The organism is Campylobacter lari subsp. concheus, from assembly GCF_008245025.1.
Classification (GTDB): Bacteria; Campylobacterota; Campylobacteria; order Campylobacterales; family Campylobacteraceae; genus Campylobacter_D; species Campylobacter_D concheus.
Genome location: NZ_CP043426.1, coordinates 477,450 through 496,222 on the forward strand (window position 1 = coordinate 477,450; position 18,773 = coordinate 496,222).

An 18,773-nucleotide genomic window follows, 5' to 3' on the forward strand; every position below is an offset into this window, starting at 1 on the left:
AGGAGTTAGATGAAAAAAGCAGATATTTTGGTTTTGGACTTTGGTTCACAATACACACAACTCATTGCTAGAAGATTAAGAGAGCAAGGTGTGTATGCAGAAATTTTACCTTTTAATGTAAGTTTAGATGAGATTAAAGCTAAAGAGCCTAAGGGTATCATTTTAAGTGGTGGGCCAGCTAGTGTATATGCAAATGATGCTTATTTTTGTGATAAGGGTGTTTTTGATTTAAATATACCAGTTTTAGGAATATGCTATGGTATGCAACTTATGGCGCATCATTTTGGAGCAAATGTTGCCCCAGCGGGCCATAAAGAATATGGTAAAGCAACTATAGATATTCAAAATGATAGTGATTTATTTAAAAATTTACCTAAAAAGCAAACGGTATGGATGAGCCACTCTGATAAGGTCGAGAATTTGCCACAAGGTTTTGAGGTTTTAGCGACTAGCGAAAATAGTCCATTTTGTGTATTTGGAGATGAGAAGCGTAAATTTTTTGCTTTACAATTTCACCCTGAAGTACAACATAGCGAATTTGGAAAAAGTATCTTGAAAAATTTTGCTAAGTATGCATGTAATTGTGATAGTGTATGGAATATGGGATCTTTTGCAAAAACTCAAGCGCAAAAAATCAAAGAAGAAGTAGGAAATGATAAAGTGCTTTGTGCAGTAAGTGGTGGGGTTGATAGTAGTGTGGTGGCTGCATTATTAGCAAGTGCGATAAAAGATCAAGTAGTAGTTGTTTTTGTTGATAATGGTCTTTTAAGAAGTGGTGAAAAAGAACAAGTTGAGTATATGTTTAGACACACCTTGGGTATTGATTTAATTAGTATTGATGCTAGAGAGATTTTCTTAAGTCGTTTAGCAGGAATAAGAGATCCTGAACAAAAGAGAAAAATCATAGGAAATACTTTCATAGAAGTTTTTGAAGAAGAAGCTAAAAAACATAAAGATGTAAAATATCTAGCACAAGGAACTTTGTATACTGATATTATCGAAAGTTCGGTTGTAGGAGCTAGTAAGACTATAAAATCTCATCATAATGTGGGTGGTTTACCTGAAAAGATGAATTTAAAACTCATCGAGCCTTTAAAGGAAATTTTTAAAGATGAGGTAAGAGCTTTGGGAATGGAGCTTGGCTTAAGTAAAGATGTAGTTTATCGCCACCCTTTCCCAGGGCCAGGTCTTGCTATACGTATAATGGGCGAGGTAAATGAGCCTAGCTTGGAGCTTTTAAGAAAAGCAGATGTTATTTTGATTGAAGAATTAAAAAGCAGTGGCTGGTATGATAAGACATGGCAAGCTTTTTGTGTGCTTTTAAACGTGCAAAGTGTTGGTGTAATGGGTGATAATAGAACCTATGATAATGCAGTTTGTGTGCGTGTTGTTAATGCAAGCGATGGTATGACCGCAACTTTTTCTCATTTACCTTATGAATTATTAGAAAATATTTCACGTCGTATTATTAATGAAGTAGAAGGAATCAATCGCGTAGTATATGATATTTCTAGTAAGCCACCAGCAACGATTGAATGGGAATGATTATTTAGTGCAAAAATAAACAAAAGCAGGGGGGAGATTTTGCCAAATGATGGGTGAAATTTCTACCTTACTAAAAGTGGCAAAAAGTTTTTTCTTAAAAGCTCTCCCTTTTGGCGTTGGGAGTATATAAGCAAATGTTGCAAAACAACCATTTTCCTCTAAAGCATCATGAATGGATTTTAGCAATAAATCTTGTTCTTTGGAATTTAATAAAGCCCAAGGAATTCCTGAGATAATTAAATCTACACTATTGATCGCTCTTTTTTCTAGCATATTTGGTAAAAATTCTGCTGAGTTGACTTCTATATCTATATTTTTTATATTTTGCTTTAATTTTTTTGCCATGTGAGGATTGATTTCTACGGCAAAAAATCTTGCATTATGGCTTTTTTGTTTGAGGATATACTTTGTAAAACTTCCTGTACCAGGCCCTATTTCAACGATATTTTTTGCATGTTGGACATGAGAAGTTATGAGTTTACTTAATTTTTTAGAGCTTGCGCAAAATGCACCTGTTTGTTTTGGGTTTTTAAAATATTGATATAAAAACATAAATAAAATACCTAAAGACGTTTATTTTGTGAAATTTTAAAATATAATTGTAAATTTATGAAAACAAAGTTAGAATAAGAATTGAATTTTTCTTTAAATCAAGGATTTGGATATGCACGGAAAAATAATGGTTTATGTGGATGCTACTGGAAGAGGAACAGTAATCAATCTAGCAAAAACATTTTTTGAATTTAATAAACACGCATGGCATGATAAAAGAAGTATGCCAACGGTTGGTATGTTTGTTGAATTTAGATCCGATGGAAAGCATATTACCGATTTACGTCCTTCTAAATTTCAAGAATTTACAGATGGTGATTTTATCAAAGAAAGAGATTTCTGGAAAACAGATAGTGATGATGAATTAGAAGATTTAAGACTAACAAGACGCGATGCTTATGTTCAAGAACTTTATAGAGAAACAGATTATGATAATCTTGATAAAATCACATTAAATTTAACTATCCCACAAGCCATTCAAAGATATTTTTATAATGAAACCTTGTCAATTAATGCGGTAAAAGACATTAACACAGATGAGGTGCCATATATTATTGATTTTTTTGCTATGAAGCGTTTTTTATATAAGGCTTTAGATACTTTATTATTTTCGGATAACACTATCAATCAAGCCGATTTTTCTGCAATGAAAAATATCATAGTACACCTTGAAATGTCATATAAAGATATGAAAGACAAGCAAAAGCATATCGATATGGAACGCTTATATGAAGAGGTTTTTTTATCTCATCAGTGTCATTATCAAGCACTTCTTGCTTCGATCGACAATAGAAAAAATAGAAAATTAGCACTTGATCGTCAAATGAGTACTTTAATAACAGATATAAAATCAAAACAAGCAAGATTAGAAGCAGAAGGTGGAAAAAAACACCATGAACTAGAAGAAATGATACAAGATAAAAAACAAAAATTAATAGAATTAAAAAATGAAGCTGATTATTTTACTAAAAGTGTAGAAAGATTAGAGTTGATAAAAAAATCTTTCTATGAAAAAAATTTTACTATTTTTAGTAATAGTTTTAATATGGCAAGAGAAAAGCTTTTTGAAAAGATTAAGCAGGGTTTAAATATATGTGCAACAAAACTAGACATAGAAATTTGGAAAAAATCTTTAAAATCAACAAGCATTAAAAACTCTTATTTTAAAACAGCAAGTGAAATTTCTTTTTGTACACTTTCTTTTGCTGAGCTTTATTTAAACAGACTAAATAAACATGCTTTAAATCCAAATGATCAATTGTTATTTTCATATGTAAAGAAAGTAAAAAAAGAATGCGAAAAGAATTTTCTAGTTGTAACTTCTAATCCTGATTTATATGTTAATATGAAGATTCAAATTTTTGCAATGAATCCTTATTATGTAGTCAAGCATGCACCTAAGAAAGTAAATTACCAAGGGTTAATGAAAAACACTGAATTTGATATAGTTTATGTCGATGAAAAGACTATATGGGCGCCTGTTGCTGATGTTATTTTGGAAGGAAAATATTTTTTAAAGAAAGATTCTAAGACAAAATTTAAGATTTTATAAAAACCTTTTAAACGCTATTTTTAAGTTTTCTTAGTTATAATTATACTGCCTAAATGGTTCGATATGGTATTAAAGAGGATCCAACACATTAATTATAAGCTGTGATGTGTGATTTACCGTGTTCTGTGACTTCGTTTGAGTTTTGAAAAAAAGCGAGAAGCTGCAGCCTTTAAAAATCACCTAATGGCATACTTTGACTTTTTGAGGGTCAGACACTTATACTCCGGCCATTTGGGTTTTTGTAATATTTTTAAGGAAAATAATGAAAATTTTAATACTAGGAAGCGGTGCTAGGGAGTATTCTATCGCTTTGGCTCTTCAAAAAACAAATGATAATTTAGAATTTTATTTTGCTCCAGGAAATGGTGCTACTGCTAAAATAGGAACAAATCTTAACATGAAAGATCCTAAAGTTATAACAGCTTATGCAAAAGCATCCGAGATTGATCTTTGCATAGTTGGAAGTGAAAATTTTTTAGCAGAGGGTATAGTAGATCTTTTTAAAGAAAACAATATTGCTATTTTTGGGCCTACTAAAGCTGCTGCTATGTTGGAAGCTTCAAAATCTTTTATGAAGAGTTTTTTAAAAAAATATAAAATCAAAACAGCTAAATTTTTAAACACAACTGATTATGAAAAAGCTAAGAAATTTATCACATCTTTAACACCTCCTATTGTTGTAAAAGCAGATGGTTTATGTGCTGGTAAAGGTGTGATTATCGCGCAAAGTCATGAAGAAGCTTTAGAAACTACTAAAAATATGCTAAGTGGAGAAAGCTTTGGGGAAGCTGGAAAAATTGTTGTGATTGAGGAATATCTTGATGGTTTTGAATTAAGCGTATTTGCGGTTTGCGATGGAAATGATTTTATATTGTTGCCTGCAGCACAAGATCATAAAAGATTATTAGATAATGATAAAGGGCCTAATACGGGTGGCATGGGGGCTTATGCTCCAAGTACTTTAGCAAGTGAAAGTTTGTTAGAGCAAGTGAAGAAAGATATAGTGGCGCCAACTCTTAAAGGCATGAAAGAAGAAGGTGCTGAATTTGTTGGAGTGTTGTTTATAGGCTTGATGGTCGTAAATAATAAACCTTATGTTTTAGAGTATAATGTGCGTTTTGGTGATCCTGAATGTGAGGTTTTGATGCCTTTAATAGAAAATCCTTTGGATTTATTTTTAGCATGTGTGAATAAAAATCTTGCTAATACTCATATAAAAATTAAAAATGAATTTGCTGTGGGTGTGGTTTGTGCAAGTAAAAATTATCCTTACAAGGACTCACCAAAAGCTTTGATTGAGATAGGTGATATTCCACAAAATTCTCATATTTCTTATGCTGGTGTGAGTTTAGAAGATGATAAATTATATGCCAGCGGTGGTCGAGTGTTGGTTTGTGTGGGAACTGGAAAAAGCATTGAAGAAGCTCAAAAAAACGCTTATATGCTTTGTGAAAATGTCCATTTTAAAGGAAAACAATATAGAAAAGATATTGCCTTTCAGGTTCTTAAATGAGCACCAATCAAGAATTATTTGATAAGCTAGAAAAAGAAGAAATAAAAATAGCAAGTTTTAAAAAAAGATTTTTAGCTTATGTTGTTGATAGTTTTGTAATTTTGGGTATCGTAAGTATTATTTTGTTTGATAAAATTAATTCTATGCAAACTTATGAAGAAATTCATAATCTTTTAATGCGTTTTGCTGGTGGGATTTTGATTTTACAGTTTGCATACCATAGTTTATTTACTTATTTATATGGCGCAACTTTAGGAAAAATGCTTTTGAAGATCATGGTGATTGATCAAGAATTGCTAGATAAACCAAATTTTACTCAAAGCGCTCTAAGAGCAGGTGTAAGACAAATTAGTGATATGTTGTATGGTTTAGGATTTGCTTGGGCTTTGAGTAATATTGTTTTGAAAACTTGGCATGATTATGCAGCCAAAACAGTGGTGATAGATCTTGCGTAAAATATTGCTTTCTTTAGTTTGCATAGGGAGTTTATATGCTTCTAAGGTAGACATTTATGCTTTAGATGTTGTAAAAATAAATGATATCATAGAAGCAAAAAACAATGTGGTTGTAGTTTCTGATTTGTATTTAATAACCGCAAGCGAGGCTAAATTTAATGAAACAACTAAAGATTTAGAATTGTTTGGTGATGTAAATATCTTACGAGGACAAAAAGAAAGAACTAATTCTACTTATACTAAAATTAATCTTAAAGATAATACAACAGCTTTTAAAAATTTATTTTTTTCAAATAACGATTTAGAGGTTTGGTTGCAATGCCATCAAGCAGATTTAAATGATAAATTTGTTGTAACTAAAAAATCGGTTGTTTCTAGTTGTAATGTTGAAAATCCTGATTGGGAAATTCGTTTTGATGAGGGTAAATTAAATAAAGAGAGTAATTTTTTACATCTTTATAATGCAAAATTATATGTAAAAAATACCCCTGTGATGTATTTGCCGTATTTTGGTTTTAGCGTAGACACTAAAAGAAAAAGTGGTTTGTTAATTCCTCAGGTGGTTTTAAAACAAAGTGAGGGGTTATATTATAACCAACCAATCTATTATGTTATTGATGATAATGCAGATATTCAATTTGAACCTCAAATTAGAACAAAAAGAGGTTATGGATTATACTCAACTTTAAGATTTATTGATGGTCCTTATTCTCAAGGTGAAATTAGCGGTGGTGTTTTTGGAGAAAAATCAAGCTATAAAAAAGAAGAAAATTTAAAAAACAAAGAACATTATGGTTTAGAGATTAAATATTCAAGTGAAGCTTTATTCAAGAGCCTTTTGAGTGATGAATTTCAAGAAGGCTTATGGATTGATGCTACTTATTTAAATGATGTAGATTATATGAACTTAAGCTCTAGTGCAAAAACTGAAGCTTCTTTGGTTACCTCAAAAATAAATTATTTCTTATCTGATGATGATAATTATTATGGTGCTTATGCAAAGTATTATATAGATACTTCTAAAATTAGTAACAAAGATACCATGCAAGAATACCCTTCTTTTCAATATCATAGATACTTAAATGGTTTTTTTGATAACTATATACAGTATAGCTTAGATGCTTCTTTTCATAGATATTATAGACATACGGGTATTTATGCTAAAACTTTAGATTTTGATTTGCCTTTAATTTATCACACAAGTTTTTTGGATGATTTTTTAAATTTTGCCTTTACAGAAAGAATTTATGCAAATTTTGTAGATTATTCTAATACAGACAGTAAAAATCAAGAGCATTTGTTTAGAAATTCACATAATTTTTCTTTATATACAGATCTTTCTAAACCTTATGAAAATTTTTATCATACCTTATATTTAGGTGCTAATTATTTTATACCTGGAGCCAAATCAGGTAAGATTACTGAGGATTTTATAGAATTAAAAGATGATCCTGAGCAGTTTAATTTTTCGATGTATCAATATTTTTATAGTGCTTTAGGCAAAAAAAAACTATATCATAGTTTGAAGGCTAAATATTTTACCAAAGAAGGTAGTTTTGGTGGTTTTGATAATGTTGTGGAATATTTTTATAATGATTATATAAGTTTAAGAAATGAGGCAGAATATTCAGGTGTAGATAATCACTTTGATAAAGTATTTAGTGAAGTCTTATTTGATTATGGTGAGTGGAAAGTTAGTTTAAATCATGCTTATAGAATATATGAAAAAGAAAAATATAATTTTTTAGGAACTAAAGCTCAGTATGATATAAATACTAACTATCAAATATTTGGTGGTTTGTGGTTTGATCTAAATAAAGATCCTGAAAAATGGGAGATAGGTTATACTTATCAAAGAAAGTGTTGGAATTATTCTTTGATGTATCGTAAGGATATTTCACCTAAACTTACTAGTGGTGGGATTAGCGCTAAAGATCAAAGCGGTGTATATTTTATGTTTAATTTTTATCCTTTGGGTGGAGTATCTTATGATTTTTCTTTGGAAGAAAATGAAAGGTCTATATAATGTTTTTTGAAGATGAAAAAGAAGCACTTGAAAGATTATATGATTTACTTCCATTAAATAAATTAAAAGATTACATCATTATTACTCCTTCTTTAAAATCTATAGTTTTTGTTGATGCGTTGGCAAAAAAATTAGAAATACCCTATGATTTTTTATTTACAGAGCAAATCAAAGCTCCTAATAATGATGAATGTCAAATAGCTATGATTAGTGAAACAAAAGAATTGGTTTATAATGAAGCCTTGGTTAAGGCTTTTGATATAAGCTTAGATTATATTTATGGTGAGGCAAATAGGACTTATGAGGAAAAAATTTTAAAGAATGTATATCGTTATAGAAAAGGTAATCTTTTAAAAGATTTAAAAGGAAAAAATATTTTAATGTTACATGAGGGATGTGAGAGTGGGATTACTGCTTCTTCATGTATAAAAAGTTTGTTAAAAGAAGAGGTTAGTAGTATTATTTATGCCACTGCTTTAATGCCAAGTGATGTATATGATTATATTAGTGTTTTTGCAGATGAGGTTTATTGTGTGCAAAAAATTGATCATTTTGTAGATATTGAGTTTTATTTTAAAAATAAAACGATTTTGCAAGCTCACGAAATTTTAGATATTTTAGAAGAAAGCAGGTATTATTTACCTTTAAAAAAATAAATTTATATCTGAGCAATAAGTTGTTTAGATATAAATTTATAGGCAAAATAAAAACAGGCTTTTTAAGTTTTAGTTTTTAAAATTTAAAAAGCTTATTTGGTTTTGCCTATGATAAAAATTTAAAGGAAAATCATGCGACATGAAATAAATATCAATAATCACCTTGAAATATTTGATACCGATAAAGTGGCAAAACAAGCAGCAGGTGCAGTTTTAATGCAAGAAAAAAATGCAGTAGTTTTAGCAACTGTAGCAAGAGAAGAAAAAATGGTAGAAGAGGATTTTTTACCTCTTACAGTACAATATATAGAAAAAGCTTATGCAGCAGGTAAAATTCCAGGAGGTTATGTAAAAAGAGAAACTAAGCCAGGTGACAATGAAACATTGAGTGCTAGGATTATAGATAGAAGTTTAAGACCTCTTTTTCCAAAAGGATATGCATATCCAACCCAAATTGTTGTAATGGTTCTTTCTGCTGATCCTGAAGTAGATTTACAAGTGATGAGTTTAAATGCCGCAAGCATTGCTTTGTATTTAAGTGATATCCCTATTAAAGCACCAGTTTGTGGTGTAAGAATAGGTCGTATAAACAATGAATTTGTTTTAAATCCAAGTAATAGTGAGTTAAAAAATAGCACCCTAGATCTTTATGTAGCAGGCGTTAAAGATGAGCTTTTAATGATAGAAATGAGAGCTTTGGCAAACAAGCAAGATGATAAACACCGTATGAATGAACTTAGCGAAGATGATACTTTAAAGGCTTTAGATTTTGCAAGTAGCGCAATCTTACGTGGTTCCAATGAATATGAAAAAGCATTTGCTGCTTATAGGAAAAATTCTAAACTCGAGTTTAAAATAGAGTCAGATAATATTCAAATTATTGACTATATAAAAAATACTTATATAACAAAACTCAAAATTGCTATTAACCAAATGGCAAAAAGTGAAAGAGCAAGTGAAATTTTACAAATAGCAAAAGAGATTGAAAGTGAATCTATGGCTATTGAAAACGAATGGAAATTTGAAGATATTGAAAAAGCTTTACATGTATGCAAAAGAGAACTTATTAGAAACCAAATTATTAATGAAAATAAAAGAGCGGATGGTAGAGGTTTAAAGGATGTTAGAAAAATAGACATAGAAACAAATATTTTACCAAGTGCACATGGATCTTGTCTTTTTACTAGAGGGCAAACCCAGGCCTTAGTTGTGGCCACCTTGGGAAATGATAATGATGCGCAAATGTCAGATATGCTTACAGAAAAAAATCCAATTTGTGAAAAATTTATGGTTAATTATAATTTTCCAGGTTTTTCGGTGGGTGAAGCTAGCCCTATAAAAGCTCCTGGTAGAAGAGAGCTTGGCCATGGAAATTTAGCAAAAAGAGCTTTGTATCCTAGTGTTGATACAGATTATGTTCATACGATTCGTTTGGTTTCTGAAATTTTAGAAAGTAATGGCTCTAGTTCTATGGCTACTGTTTGTGGTGGTGCATTGGCTTTAAGAGCTGCAGGAGTAAAAAGTGAAAAACTGGTAGCAGGTGTGGCGATGGGGCTTGTTTTTGAAGATGAAAAATATGCTATTTTAACCGATATCATGGGACTTGAAGATCATGATGGAGATATGGATTTTAAAGTGGCAGGAAGCTATGATGGAATCACTGCTTTGCAGATGGATATAAAACTTGGTGGTATAGAGCAACAGGTTTTAAAAGAGGCTTTATATCAAGCAAAAGAAGCTAGGGAACACATTTTGCAATTAATGGAAGAGGCTAATCAAAACATAGTTGTCAATGAAGCTATTTTGCCAAAGATTGAAATTTTTAATGTAGATCCAAATAAAATTCCTGATATTATAGGTCAAGGTGGTAAAACCATTAAAGAAATCATTGAAAAATTTGAAGTTAATATTGATTTAGACAGAGATAAAGGTGAGGTTAAAATAGCAGGAATTGATCATGATTTGATTTCTCAAAGTAAAGAGTATATATTAAATTTACTTCACTCTAAAGGTTCTAACAAAAAGCGCGACAAAAAGGAAATGCCTAAGTTTGATATCGGAGAAGAATTTTTAGGACGAGTTCAAAAGGTTGTAGAATTTGGAGTTTTTGTAGAGCTTAAAGAAGGCGTGGATGGTTTATTACATAATTCTAAGATTAAAGAAAAGTTAGAGGTAGGATATGAAATTAAAGTTAAAGTTGCAGAAATCAAAAATGGAAAAGTATCTTTAGATTTAGCCTAAATTTTGAGCATATTAAAAAATATACTCAAAATTTTATATTATATCTTGACAAAAGAATATTCTTTTGGCATAATTTCGTTTTTTGATTGTCTCGTTAGCTCAGCCGGTAGAGCATCTCCCTTTTAAGGAGGGGGCCGTTGGTTCGAATCCAACACGGGACACCACTAAATCTTTATGGTCGCTTAGCTCAGTTGGTAGAGCGCCACCCTTACAAGGTGGATGTCATAAGTTCGAGTCTTATAGTGACCACCATTCTTTTATTGTTTTAGGTGCGGCGGTAGTTCAGCTGGTTAGAATATCGGCCTGTCACGCCGGAGGTCGCGGGTTCGAGCCCCGTCCGCCGCGCCATTGTCTCGTTAGCTCAGCCGGTAGAGCATCTCCCTTTTAAGGAGGGGGCCGTTGGTTCGAATCCAACACGGGACACCACTAAATCTTTATGGTCGCTTAGCTCAGTTGGTAGAGCGCCACCCTTACAAGGTGGATGTCATAAGTTCGAGTCTTATAGTGACCACCATTCTTTTATTGTTTTAGGTGCGGCGGTAGTTCAGCTGGTTAGAATATCGGCCTGTCACGCCGGAGGTCGCGGGTTCGAGCCCCGTCCGCCGCGCCATTGTCTCGTTAGCTCAGCCGGTAGAGCATCTCCCTTTTAAGGAGGGGGCCGTTGGTTCGAATCCAACACGGGACACCACTTATTGACCCTTTCGTCTAGTGGCTCAGGACGTCACTCTCTCTGTGTGATAACAGAGGTTCAAATCCTCTAGGGGTCGCCATGAATGCATATCGTAATCAAATACAATAGATTAAAATTTACTTTACTCCTCTTTTTCGTATTTTTCTAATCATTCACCCATAACACACCTATAAAACCCACTCTATCTTTTTTCCTTCTTTTTCTCAACAGCTCTTCCTTTTTTATTTTCTAAAAATAATTTTCTTTTCTCAACAATCTCCTGCCCCCCCCTTTTTTTTCTTTTTTTTAACTATAATTTACACACTTGTACTACCATAAATAACAAATATAAACTCATCCTAAAACAAATTTCTTTAAATGTCTAATCTACATTTAATAAAACTTTAAGCTTTTATTGCTATAATTTCATTTCCTTTTTAAACGAAAGGGTTTTAAAAAGATAAGACTTTTTGTCTTAATTTTTTAGTATTTGTTCTTTAAATTATTAATATTGTTAATCAAATCTTATAGTCAATCTTTGAAATCTAAATAAGTGATCGATTGAGCCAGAAAGATTTATTTTTAAATCTTAACAATCAACTTTTTCTTTGAAGAAAAAGATTAAACTTTTCCAATTATTTTTTTATGGAGAGTTTGATCCTGGCTCAGAGTGAACGCTGGCGGCGTGCCTAATACATGCAAGTCGAACGATGAAGCTTTTAGCTTGCTAGAAGTGGATTAGTGGCGCACGGGTGAGTAAGGTATAGTTAATCTGCCCTACACAAGAGGACAACAGTTGGAAACGACTGCTAATACTCTATACTCCTGCTTAACACAAGTTGAGTAGGGAAAGTTTTTTCGGTGTAGGATGAGACTATATAGTATCAGCTAGTTGGTGAGGTAATGGCTCACCAAGGCTATGACGCTTAACTGGTCTGAGAGGATGATCAGTCACACTGGAACTGAGACACGGTCCAGACTCCTACGGGAGGCAGCAGTAGGGAATATTGCGCAATGGGGGAAACCCTGACGCAGCAACGCCGCGTGGAGGATGACACTTTTCGGAGCGTAAACTCCTTTTCTTAGGGAAGAATTCTGACGGTACCTAAGGAATAAGCACCGGCTAACTCCGTGCCAGCAGCCGCGGTAATACGGAGGGTGCAAGCGTTACTCGGAATCACTGGGCGTAAAGGGCGCGTAGGCGGATTATCAAGTCTCTTGTGAAATCCAACGGCTTAACCGTTGAACTGCTTGGGAAACTGGTAGTCTAGAGTGAGGGAGAGGCAGATGGAATTGGTGGTGTAGGGGTAAAATCCGTAGATATCACCAAGAATACCCATTGCGAAGGCGATCTGCTGGAACTTAACTGACGCTAAGGCGCGAAAGCGTGGGGAGCAAACAGGATTAGATACCCTGGTAGTCCACGCCCTAAACGATGTACACTAGTTGTTGGGGTGCTAGTCATCTCAGTAATGCAGCTAACGCATTAAGTGTACCGCCTGGGGAGTACGGTCGCAAGATTAAAACTCAAAGGAATAGACGGGGACCCGCACAAGCGGTGGAGCATGTGGTTTAATTCGAAGATACGCGAAGAACCTTACCTGGGCTTGATATCCTAAGAACCTTTTAGAGATAAGAGGGTGCTAGCTTGCTAGAACTTAGAGACAGGTGCTGCACGGCTGTCGTCAGCTCGTGTCGTGAGATGTTGGGTTAAGTCCCGCAACGAGCGCAACCCACGTATTTAGTTGCTAACGGTTCGGCCGAGCACTCTAAATAGACTGCCTTCGTAAGGAGGAGGAAGGTGTGGACGACGTCAAGTCATCATGGCCCTTATGCCCAGGGCGACACACGTGCTACAATGGCATATACAATGAGACGCAATACCGCGAGGTGGAGCAAATCTATAAAATATGTCCCAGTTCGGATTGTTCTCTGCAACTCGAGAGCATGAAGCCGGAATCGCTAGTAATCGTAGATCAGCCATGCTACGGTGAATACGTTCCCGGGTCTTGTACTCACCGCCCGTCACACCATGGGAGTTGATTTCACTCGAAGCCGGAATACTAAACTAGTTACCGTCCACAGTGGAATCAGCGACTGGGGTGAAGTCGTAACAAGGTAACCGTAGGAGAACCTGCGGTTGGATCACCTCCTTTCTAGAGTACAAACTGATAAGTCTCACAACTATCAGTTCACATATAGACTCAATCATCCTTGTTTAGATTTCAAAGATTGATGAAAAGCTAATTTTGGGGAATTAGCTCAGCTGGGAGAGCGCCTGCTTTGCACGCAGGAGGTCAGCGGTTCGATCCCGCTATTCTCCACCATTTATTAAGGGCCTATAGCTCAGCTGGTTAGAGTGCACCCCTGATAAGGGTGAGGTCACAAGTTCAAGTCTTGTTAGGCCCACCATAAAAAGATTTGTTTATCAATTATATAATAAAGTTTTAAAACTTAAAGCAAGTATATAACTAATAATAAAGCAGCAATTAAAGTAAAATACTTTATTGTTTATGTTTTTAAATTATTTAAACTCTTTATATATACTTCCTTTAGGTTTTAAGACCTAAGCTAAATAAATAATAGAATATTTTATATATTAGATTAGTTATTTAATGTTATTTGAATTATCATTGTTAAGAGTCACAAGCAAGTTTTAATAAAAACAATTTTACAGGACTTGTTAAAGGATAAAACCTAACTATCTTTTCTTTAGCTTTTAGTTAAAGACAAGTTTTAAACTCACAGCTTAGTGAGACTAATTTGTTTAGTTTTATTAAGTGTTTAAATGCTTTCCGTCTTAAGATAGCAAAGTCTTATCATAAAAACTTTAACAAGGAAGTGATGCGTTTTAGAATGAATTTAAAAGGTAAGCTATTAAGAGCGAATGGTGGATGCCTTGGCTGGTAAAGGCGATGAAGGACGTACTAGACTGCGATAAGCTACGGGGAGCTGTCAAGAAGCTTTGATCCGTAGATTTCCGAATGGGGCAACCCAGTATATAGAGATATATACTACCATAATGGAGCGAACGTAGGGAATTGAAACATCTTAGTACCTACAGGAAAAGAAATCAATAGAGATTGCGTCAGTAGCGGCGAGCGAAAGCGCAAGAGGGCAAACCCAGTGCTTGCACTGGGGTTGTAGGACTGCAATGTGCAATAGGTGAGGTTAGTAGAACACTCTGGAAAGTGTAGCCATAGAGGGTGATAGTCCCGTATACGAAAACCAAACCTTAGCTAGCAGTATCCTGAGTAGGGCGGGACACGAGGAATCCTGTCTGAAGCTGGGTCGACCACGATCCAACCCTAAATACTACTACCAGACCGATAGTGCACAAGTACCGTGAGGGAAAGGTGAAAAGAACTGAGGTGATCAGAGTGAAATAGAACCTGAAACCATTTGCTTACAATCATTCAGAGCACTATGTAGCAATACAGTGTGATGGACTGCCTTTTGCATAATGAGCCTGCGAGTTGTGGTGTCTGGCAAGGTTAAGCACACGCGAAGCCGTAGCGAAAGCGAGTCTGAATAGGGCGCTTAAGTCAGATGCTGCAGACCCGAAACGAAGTGATCTATCCATGAGCAAGTTGAAGCTAGTGTAAGAACTAGTGGAGGACTGAACCGATAGGCGTTGAAAAGCCCCCGGATGACTTGTGGATAGGGGTGAAAGGCCAATCAAACTTCGTGATAGCTGGTTCTCTCCGAAATATATTTAGGTATAGCGTTGTGTCGTAGTATAAGGGGTAGAGCACTGAATGGGCTAGGGCATACACCAATGTACCAAACCCTATCAAACTCCGAATACCTTATATGTAATCACAGCAGTCAGGCGGCGAGTGATAAAATCCGTCGTCAAGAGGGAAACAACCCAGACTACCAGCTAAGGTCCCTAAATCTTACTTAAGTGGAAAACGATGTGAAGTTACTTAAACAACCAGGAGGTTGGCTTAGAAGCAGCCATCCTTTAAAGAAAGCGTAATAGCTCACTGGTCTAGTGATTTTGCGCGGAAAATATAACGGGGCTAAAGTAAGTACCGAAGCTGTAGACTTGATTTTATCAAGTGGTAGGAGAGCGTTCTATTTGCGCCGAAGGTATACCGGTAAGGAGTGCTGGAGCGAATAGAAGTGAGCATGCAGGCATGAGTAGCGATAATTAATGTGAGAATCATTAACGCCGTAAACCCAAGGTTTCCTACGCGATGCTCGTCATCGTAGGGTTAGTCGGGTCCTAAGTCGAGTCCGAAAGGGGTAGACGATGGCAAATTGGTTAATATTCCAATACCAACATTAGTGTGCGATGGAAGGACGCTTAGGGCTAAGCAAGCTAGCGGATGGAAGTGCTAGTCTAAGGTCGTAGGAGGTTATATAGGCAAATCCGTATAACAATACTCTGAGAACTGAAAGGCTCTTCAAAGTCTTCGGACAGCGAGGAGAATTGCTGATGCCGTCGAGCCAAGAAAAGTTTCTAAGTTTAGCTAATGTTGCCCGTACCGTAAACCGACACAGGTGGGTGGGATGAGTATTCTAAGGCGCGTGGAAGAACTCTCTTTAAGGAACTCTGCAAAATAGCACCGTATCTTCGGTATAAGGTGTGGTTCGCTTCGTATTAGGATTTACTCCGAAAGCGAAGAAACTTACAACAAAGAGTCCCTCCCGACTGTTTACCAAAAACACAGCACTCTGCTAACTCGTAAGAGGATGTATAGGGTGTGACGCCTGCCCGGTGCTCGAAGGTTAATTGATGGGGTTAGCATTAGCGAAGCTCTTGATCGAAGCCCGAGTAAACGGCGGCCGTAACTATAACGGTCCTAAGGTAGCGAAATTCCTTGTCGGTTAAATACCGACCTGCATGAATGGCGTAACGAGATGGGAGCTGTCTCAAAGAGGGATCCAGTGAAATTGTAGTGGAGGTGAAAATTCCTCCTACCCGCGGCAAGACGGAAAGACCCCGTGGACCTTTACTACAGCTTGACACTGCTATTTGGATAAGAATGTGCAGGATAGGTGGGAGGCTTTGAGTATATGACGCCAGTTGTATATGAGCCGTTGTTGAGATACCACTCTTTCTTATTTGGGTAGCTAACCAGCTTGAGTTATCCTCAAGTGGGACAATGTCTGGTGGGTAGTTTGACTGGGGCGGTCGCCTCCCAAATAATAACGGAGGCTTACAAAGGTTGGCTCAGAACGGTTGGAAATCGTTCGTAGAGTATAAAGGTATAAGCCAGCTTAACTGCAAGACATACAAGTCAAGCAGAGACGAAAGTCGGTCTTAGTGATCCGGTGGTTCTGTGTGGAAGGGCCATCGCTCAAAGGATAAAAGGTACCCCGGGGATAACAGGCTGATCTCCCCCAAGAGCTCACATCGACGGGGAGGTTTGGCACCTCGATGTCGGCTCATCGCATCCTGGGGCTGGAGCAGGTCCCAAGGGTATGGCTGTTCGCCATTTAAAGCGGTACGCGAGCTGGGTTCAGAACGTCGTGAGACAGTTCGGTCCCTATCTGCCGTGGGCGTAAGAAGATTGAAGAGATTTGACCCTAGTACGAGAGGACCGGGTTGAACAAACCACTGGTGTAGCTGTTGTTCTGCCAAGAGCATCGCAGCGTAGCTAAGTTTGGAACGGATAAACGCTGAAAGCATCTAAGCGTGAAGCCAACTCTAAGATGAATCTTCTCTAAGCTCTCTAGAAGACTACTAGTTTGATAGGCTGGGTGTGTAATGGATGAAAGTCCTTTAGCTGACCAGTACTAATAGAGCGTTTGGCTTATCTTATTTAAGCATCACTTCCTTGTTAAGGTTTTTAATAAAGCTTTGAACGTTTTTATATGAAAACTATATTAGCTTATAAAATCTTACAAGTAAAGTTTATATTAGAACTTGCTCTTAACATTGTTTTTTAAGTATTCTAAAACAATAAAGTGATTAGTTTAGTAAAATATCTAAATATAAGAATAAGATGAAAGCTAAAAATGATTTTAATCTAGTTTTTATTATGCTATATTAAATAGAATATTTAAATAACAATGTCCGTGATTATACAGATGTGGAGACGCCTTGCTCCATCCCGAACCAAGAAGCTAAGCACATCGTGGGTGATGATACTACGCCTTACTGGCAGGGGGAAAGTAGCTCATTGCGGACTTGTTAATTCTACTTATTATTCTTACTTTATATATAATTTAATTCATATTTTTTTATTTTTAAATTTTTATGGTTTTAGATTATATTTCTTATATTTCTTATATTTCTTATATTTCTTATATTTCTTATATTTCTTATATTTCTTATATTTCTTATATTTCTTATATTTCTTATATTTCTTATATTTCTTATATTTCTTATATTTCTTATATTTCTTATATTTCTTATATTTCTTTCTTATCGCTCTTAATTATTTATAGTTTTTTTATTTTTATGGGTTTTAATGACTTAACTTTTGGTTTTTGGGTGGTTGGGTAGTTGTATTTATGTTAGCATATGGTTAGATAAAATATTTATCAAGAATTAAATATTTGGTTGTTTTAGCTGTTTGTTATGGTTTTTTTGTGTTGCTGGTTATTGAATTGTTTTAATGGCTTATTTGGTGGGTTTATTTTATTTTTTATGGTTTTTATTTAGTGGTTTAGTTAGCTTGGTTGTTGACTGCAGATAGTTTTTAATTTCTAGTTTTTAGTTGTTTGTTTGTGAAAATTTTTAATTAATTTGTTTGATTAGGTGGGGTATTTACTAAGAATTAGAGGGTTTGATTTTTTGATGAAATTTTAAATGAAAAGTTTTGATATAATAAAACTATATAAGGATGTATGATGTTAGATAATAAGTATGATGATAATATTTTTTTTGATAAATATGCCTTAATGCTAAGATCTAAAGTGGGGTTGGATGGTGCTAGTGAATGGGAAGATTTTAAAATATGGTTGCCAAGCTTAAAGGATAAAGTTATATTAGACTTAGGTTGTGGATATGGATGGCATAGTATTTATGCTTTAGAAAATGGCGCTAAAGAAGTTTTTACTATTGATTTATCTTTAAAAATGTTAGATAAAGCTAAGATTAAAACAAGTAAATATAAAAATAAAATATCCTTTTATAGAGGTTCTTGTGAAGAAATAAATAAAATCACTGATTTGCAAAATATAAAATTTGATATAGTTATTAGTTCTTTAGTTTTTTATTATATAAAGGATTATGAAAAATTAATTTTTAATATTTCAAAACTTCTTAATAAAAATATTAGTTTGGTTTTTAGTGTTGAGCATCCCGTTTTTACTGCAAATATTTCCCAAGATTTTATATATGAAAATAATGAGGATATTCAATATTTTCCTGTTAAAAATTATTTTTATGAAAATAAAAATAAATATAATTTTTTAGGCGAGGATGTGGTTAAATATCATCGTACCTTAACAAGTTATATTTCTCCATTATTGCAAAATAATTTTAAAATAACTAATATTATTGAGCTAAAGCTTTCTAATAAAATTATCAATCTTTTTCCTGAATTCAAAAATGAATTTAAAAAAAAAGAATGACATAGACCAATGATGTTGATAATAGCTTGT

The 18,773-nt window shown here is 34.5% G+C and carries 10 protein-coding genes, 10 tRNA genes and 3 rRNA genes; 22 read left to right on the forward strand and 1 reads right to left on the reverse strand.

The features are described 5' to 3' along the window. Nucleotides 1–9: 9 nt before the first annotated feature. A complete protein-coding gene (guaA, locus tag CLCT_RS02545) occupies nucleotides 10–1,545 on the forward strand; it encodes a glutamine-hydrolyzing GMP synthase (protein ID WP_039668169.1) in 1,536 nt (511 codons plus the stop codon). Here guaA and CLCT_RS02550 read toward each other — a convergent pair whose 3' ends face one another. After that, a complete protein-coding gene (locus CLCT_RS02550; protein ID WP_039617837.1) occupies nucleotides 1,546–2,097 on the reverse strand; it encodes a class I SAM-dependent methyltransferase in 552 nt (183 codons plus the stop codon). 112 nt (nucleotides 2,098–2,209) lie between these two features. Between CLCT_RS02550 and CLCT_RS02555 the strand changes: the two genes are divergently transcribed. The 21 genes from CLCT_RS02555 (at nucleotide 2,210) to CLCT_RS02655 (ending at nucleotide 18,743) form a co-directional block, all read left to right on the forward strand. Beyond that, nucleotides 2,210–3,649 carry a hypothetical protein gene (locus CLCT_RS02555; RefSeq protein WP_039668170.1) on the forward strand — a complete coding sequence of 480 codons (1,440 nt, stop codon included), beginning with the start codon at nucleotides 2,210–2,212 and terminating at the stop codon, nucleotides 3,647–3,649. A gap of 262 nt (nucleotides 3,650–3,911) precedes the next feature. Next, a complete protein-coding gene (gene purD, locus CLCT_RS02560) occupies nucleotides 3,912–5,162 on the forward strand; it encodes a phosphoribosylamine--glycine ligase (RefSeq protein WP_149062162.1) in 1,251 nt (416 codons plus the stop codon). After that, on the forward strand, nucleotides 5,159–5,617 hold the full coding sequence (locus CLCT_RS02565; RefSeq protein ID WP_039668172.1) for an RDD family protein: 459 nt from the start codon (nucleotides 5,159–5,161) through the stop codon (nucleotides 5,615–5,617). The genes purD and CLCT_RS02565 overlap by 4 nt, the downstream gene beginning before the upstream one ends. Next, entirely contained in the window at nucleotides 5,607–7,643 is a 2,037-nt protein-coding gene (locus CLCT_RS02570; protein WP_371821332.1) for an LPS-assembly protein LptD, read from the forward strand. The genes CLCT_RS02565 and CLCT_RS02570 overlap by 11 nt, the downstream gene beginning before the upstream one ends. Further along, a complete protein-coding gene (locus CLCT_RS02575) occupies nucleotides 7,643–8,299 on the forward strand; it encodes a phosphoribosyltransferase (protein ID WP_039668173.1) in 657 nt (218 codons plus the stop codon). Before CLCT_RS02570 ends, CLCT_RS02575 begins: the two co-directional genes overlap by 1 nt. 132 nt (nucleotides 8,300–8,431) lie before the next feature. Continuing rightward, nucleotides 8,432–10,540: a polyribonucleotide nucleotidyltransferase gene (locus CLCT_RS02580; RefSeq protein ID WP_039668174.1), complete on the forward strand. Its 2,109-nt coding sequence runs from the start codon at nucleotides 8,432–8,434 to the stop codon at nucleotides 10,538–10,540. Nucleotides 10,541–10,628: 88 nt separating this feature from the next. Beyond that, nucleotides 10,629–10,704, forward strand: a tRNA-Lys gene (locus tag CLCT_RS02585). Nucleotides 10,705–10,716: 12 nt separating this feature from the next. Next, nucleotides 10,717–10,792, forward strand: a tRNA-Val gene (locus CLCT_RS02590). Between the two features lie 19 nt (nucleotides 10,793–10,811). Further along, nucleotides 10,812–10,888 (forward strand) — tRNA-Asp (locus CLCT_RS02595). A gap of 2 nt (nucleotides 10,889–10,890) precedes the next feature. After that, a tRNA-Lys gene (locus tag CLCT_RS02600) sits at nucleotides 10,891–10,966 on the forward strand. A 12-nt stretch (nucleotides 10,967–10,978) separates the two neighbouring features. After that, nucleotides 10,979–11,054, forward strand: a tRNA-Val gene (locus CLCT_RS02605). Nucleotides 11,055–11,073: 19 nt separating this feature from the next. Next, a tRNA-Asp gene (locus CLCT_RS02610) sits at nucleotides 11,074–11,150 on the forward strand. 2 nt (nucleotides 11,151–11,152) lie between these two features. Beyond that, nucleotides 11,153–11,228, forward strand: a tRNA-Lys gene (locus CLCT_RS02615). Between the two features lie 6 nt (nucleotides 11,229–11,234). Next, nucleotides 11,235–11,310, forward strand: a tRNA-Glu gene (locus CLCT_RS02620). Nucleotides 11,311–11,852: 542 nt separating this feature from the next. Further along, nucleotides 11,853–13,366, forward strand: a 16S ribosomal RNA gene (locus tag CLCT_RS02625). A gap of 95 nt (nucleotides 13,367–13,461) precedes the next feature. Continuing rightward, nucleotides 13,462–13,537 (forward strand) — tRNA-Ala (locus CLCT_RS02630). 8 nt (nucleotides 13,538–13,545) lie between these two features. Further along, a tRNA-Ile gene (locus tag CLCT_RS02635) sits at nucleotides 13,546–13,622 on the forward strand. A gap of 455 nt (nucleotides 13,623–14,077) precedes the next feature. After that, a 23S ribosomal RNA gene (locus CLCT_RS02640) occupies nucleotides 14,078–16,983 on the forward strand. A gap of 253 nt (nucleotides 16,984–17,236) precedes the next feature. Continuing rightward, nucleotides 17,237–17,353 (forward strand): 5S ribosomal RNA (rrf, locus tag CLCT_RS02645). The 16S, 23S and 5S rRNA genes sit together here with 2 tRNA genes alongside, the layout of an rRNA operon. 68 nt (nucleotides 17,354–17,421) lie before the next feature. Further along, entirely contained in the window at nucleotides 17,422–17,670 is a 249-nt protein-coding gene (locus tag CLCT_RS02650; RefSeq protein ID WP_149062164.1) for a hypothetical protein, read from the forward strand. 347 nt (nucleotides 17,671–18,017) lie between these two features. Next, the gene (locus CLCT_RS02655; protein ID WP_149062165.1) at nucleotides 18,018–18,743 is read left to right on the forward strand and encodes a class I SAM-dependent methyltransferase; all 726 of its coding nucleotides are present in this window, start codon (nucleotides 18,018–18,020) and stop codon (nucleotides 18,741–18,743) included. Nucleotides 18,744–18,773 lie beyond the last annotated feature (30 nt).

Coding starts and splice junctions, on each gene's coding strand:
- guaA (WP_039668169.1), top strand. CDS start 10: ATGAAAAAAGCAGATATTTTGGTTTTGGACTTTGGTTCACAATACACA.
- CLCT_RS02550 (WP_039617837.1), bottom strand. CDS start 2,097: ATGTTTTTATATCAATATTTTAAAAACCCAAAACAAACAGGTGCATTT.
- CLCT_RS02555 (WP_039668170.1), top strand. CDS start 2,210: ATGCACGGAAAAATAATGGTTTATGTGGATGCTACTGGAAGAGGAACA.
- purD (WP_149062162.1), top strand. CDS start 3,912: ATGAAAATTTTAATACTAGGAAGCGGTGCTAGGGAGTATTCTATCGCT.
- CLCT_RS02565 (WP_039668172.1), top strand. CDS start 5,159: ATGAGCACCAATCAAGAATTATTTGATAAGCTAGAAAAAGAAGAAATA.
- CLCT_RS02575 (WP_039668173.1), top strand. CDS start 7,643: ATGTTTTTTGAAGATGAAAAAGAAGCACTTGAAAGATTATATGATTTA.
- CLCT_RS02580 (WP_039668174.1), top strand. CDS start 8,432: ATGCGACATGAAATAAATATCAATAATCACCTTGAAATATTTGATACC.
- CLCT_RS02650 (WP_149062164.1), top strand. CDS start 17,422: ATGGTTTTAGATTATATTTCTTATATTTCTTATATTTCTTATATTTCT.
- CLCT_RS02655 (WP_149062165.1), top strand. CDS start 18,018: ATGTTAGATAATAAGTATGATGATAATATTTTTTTTGATAAATATGCC.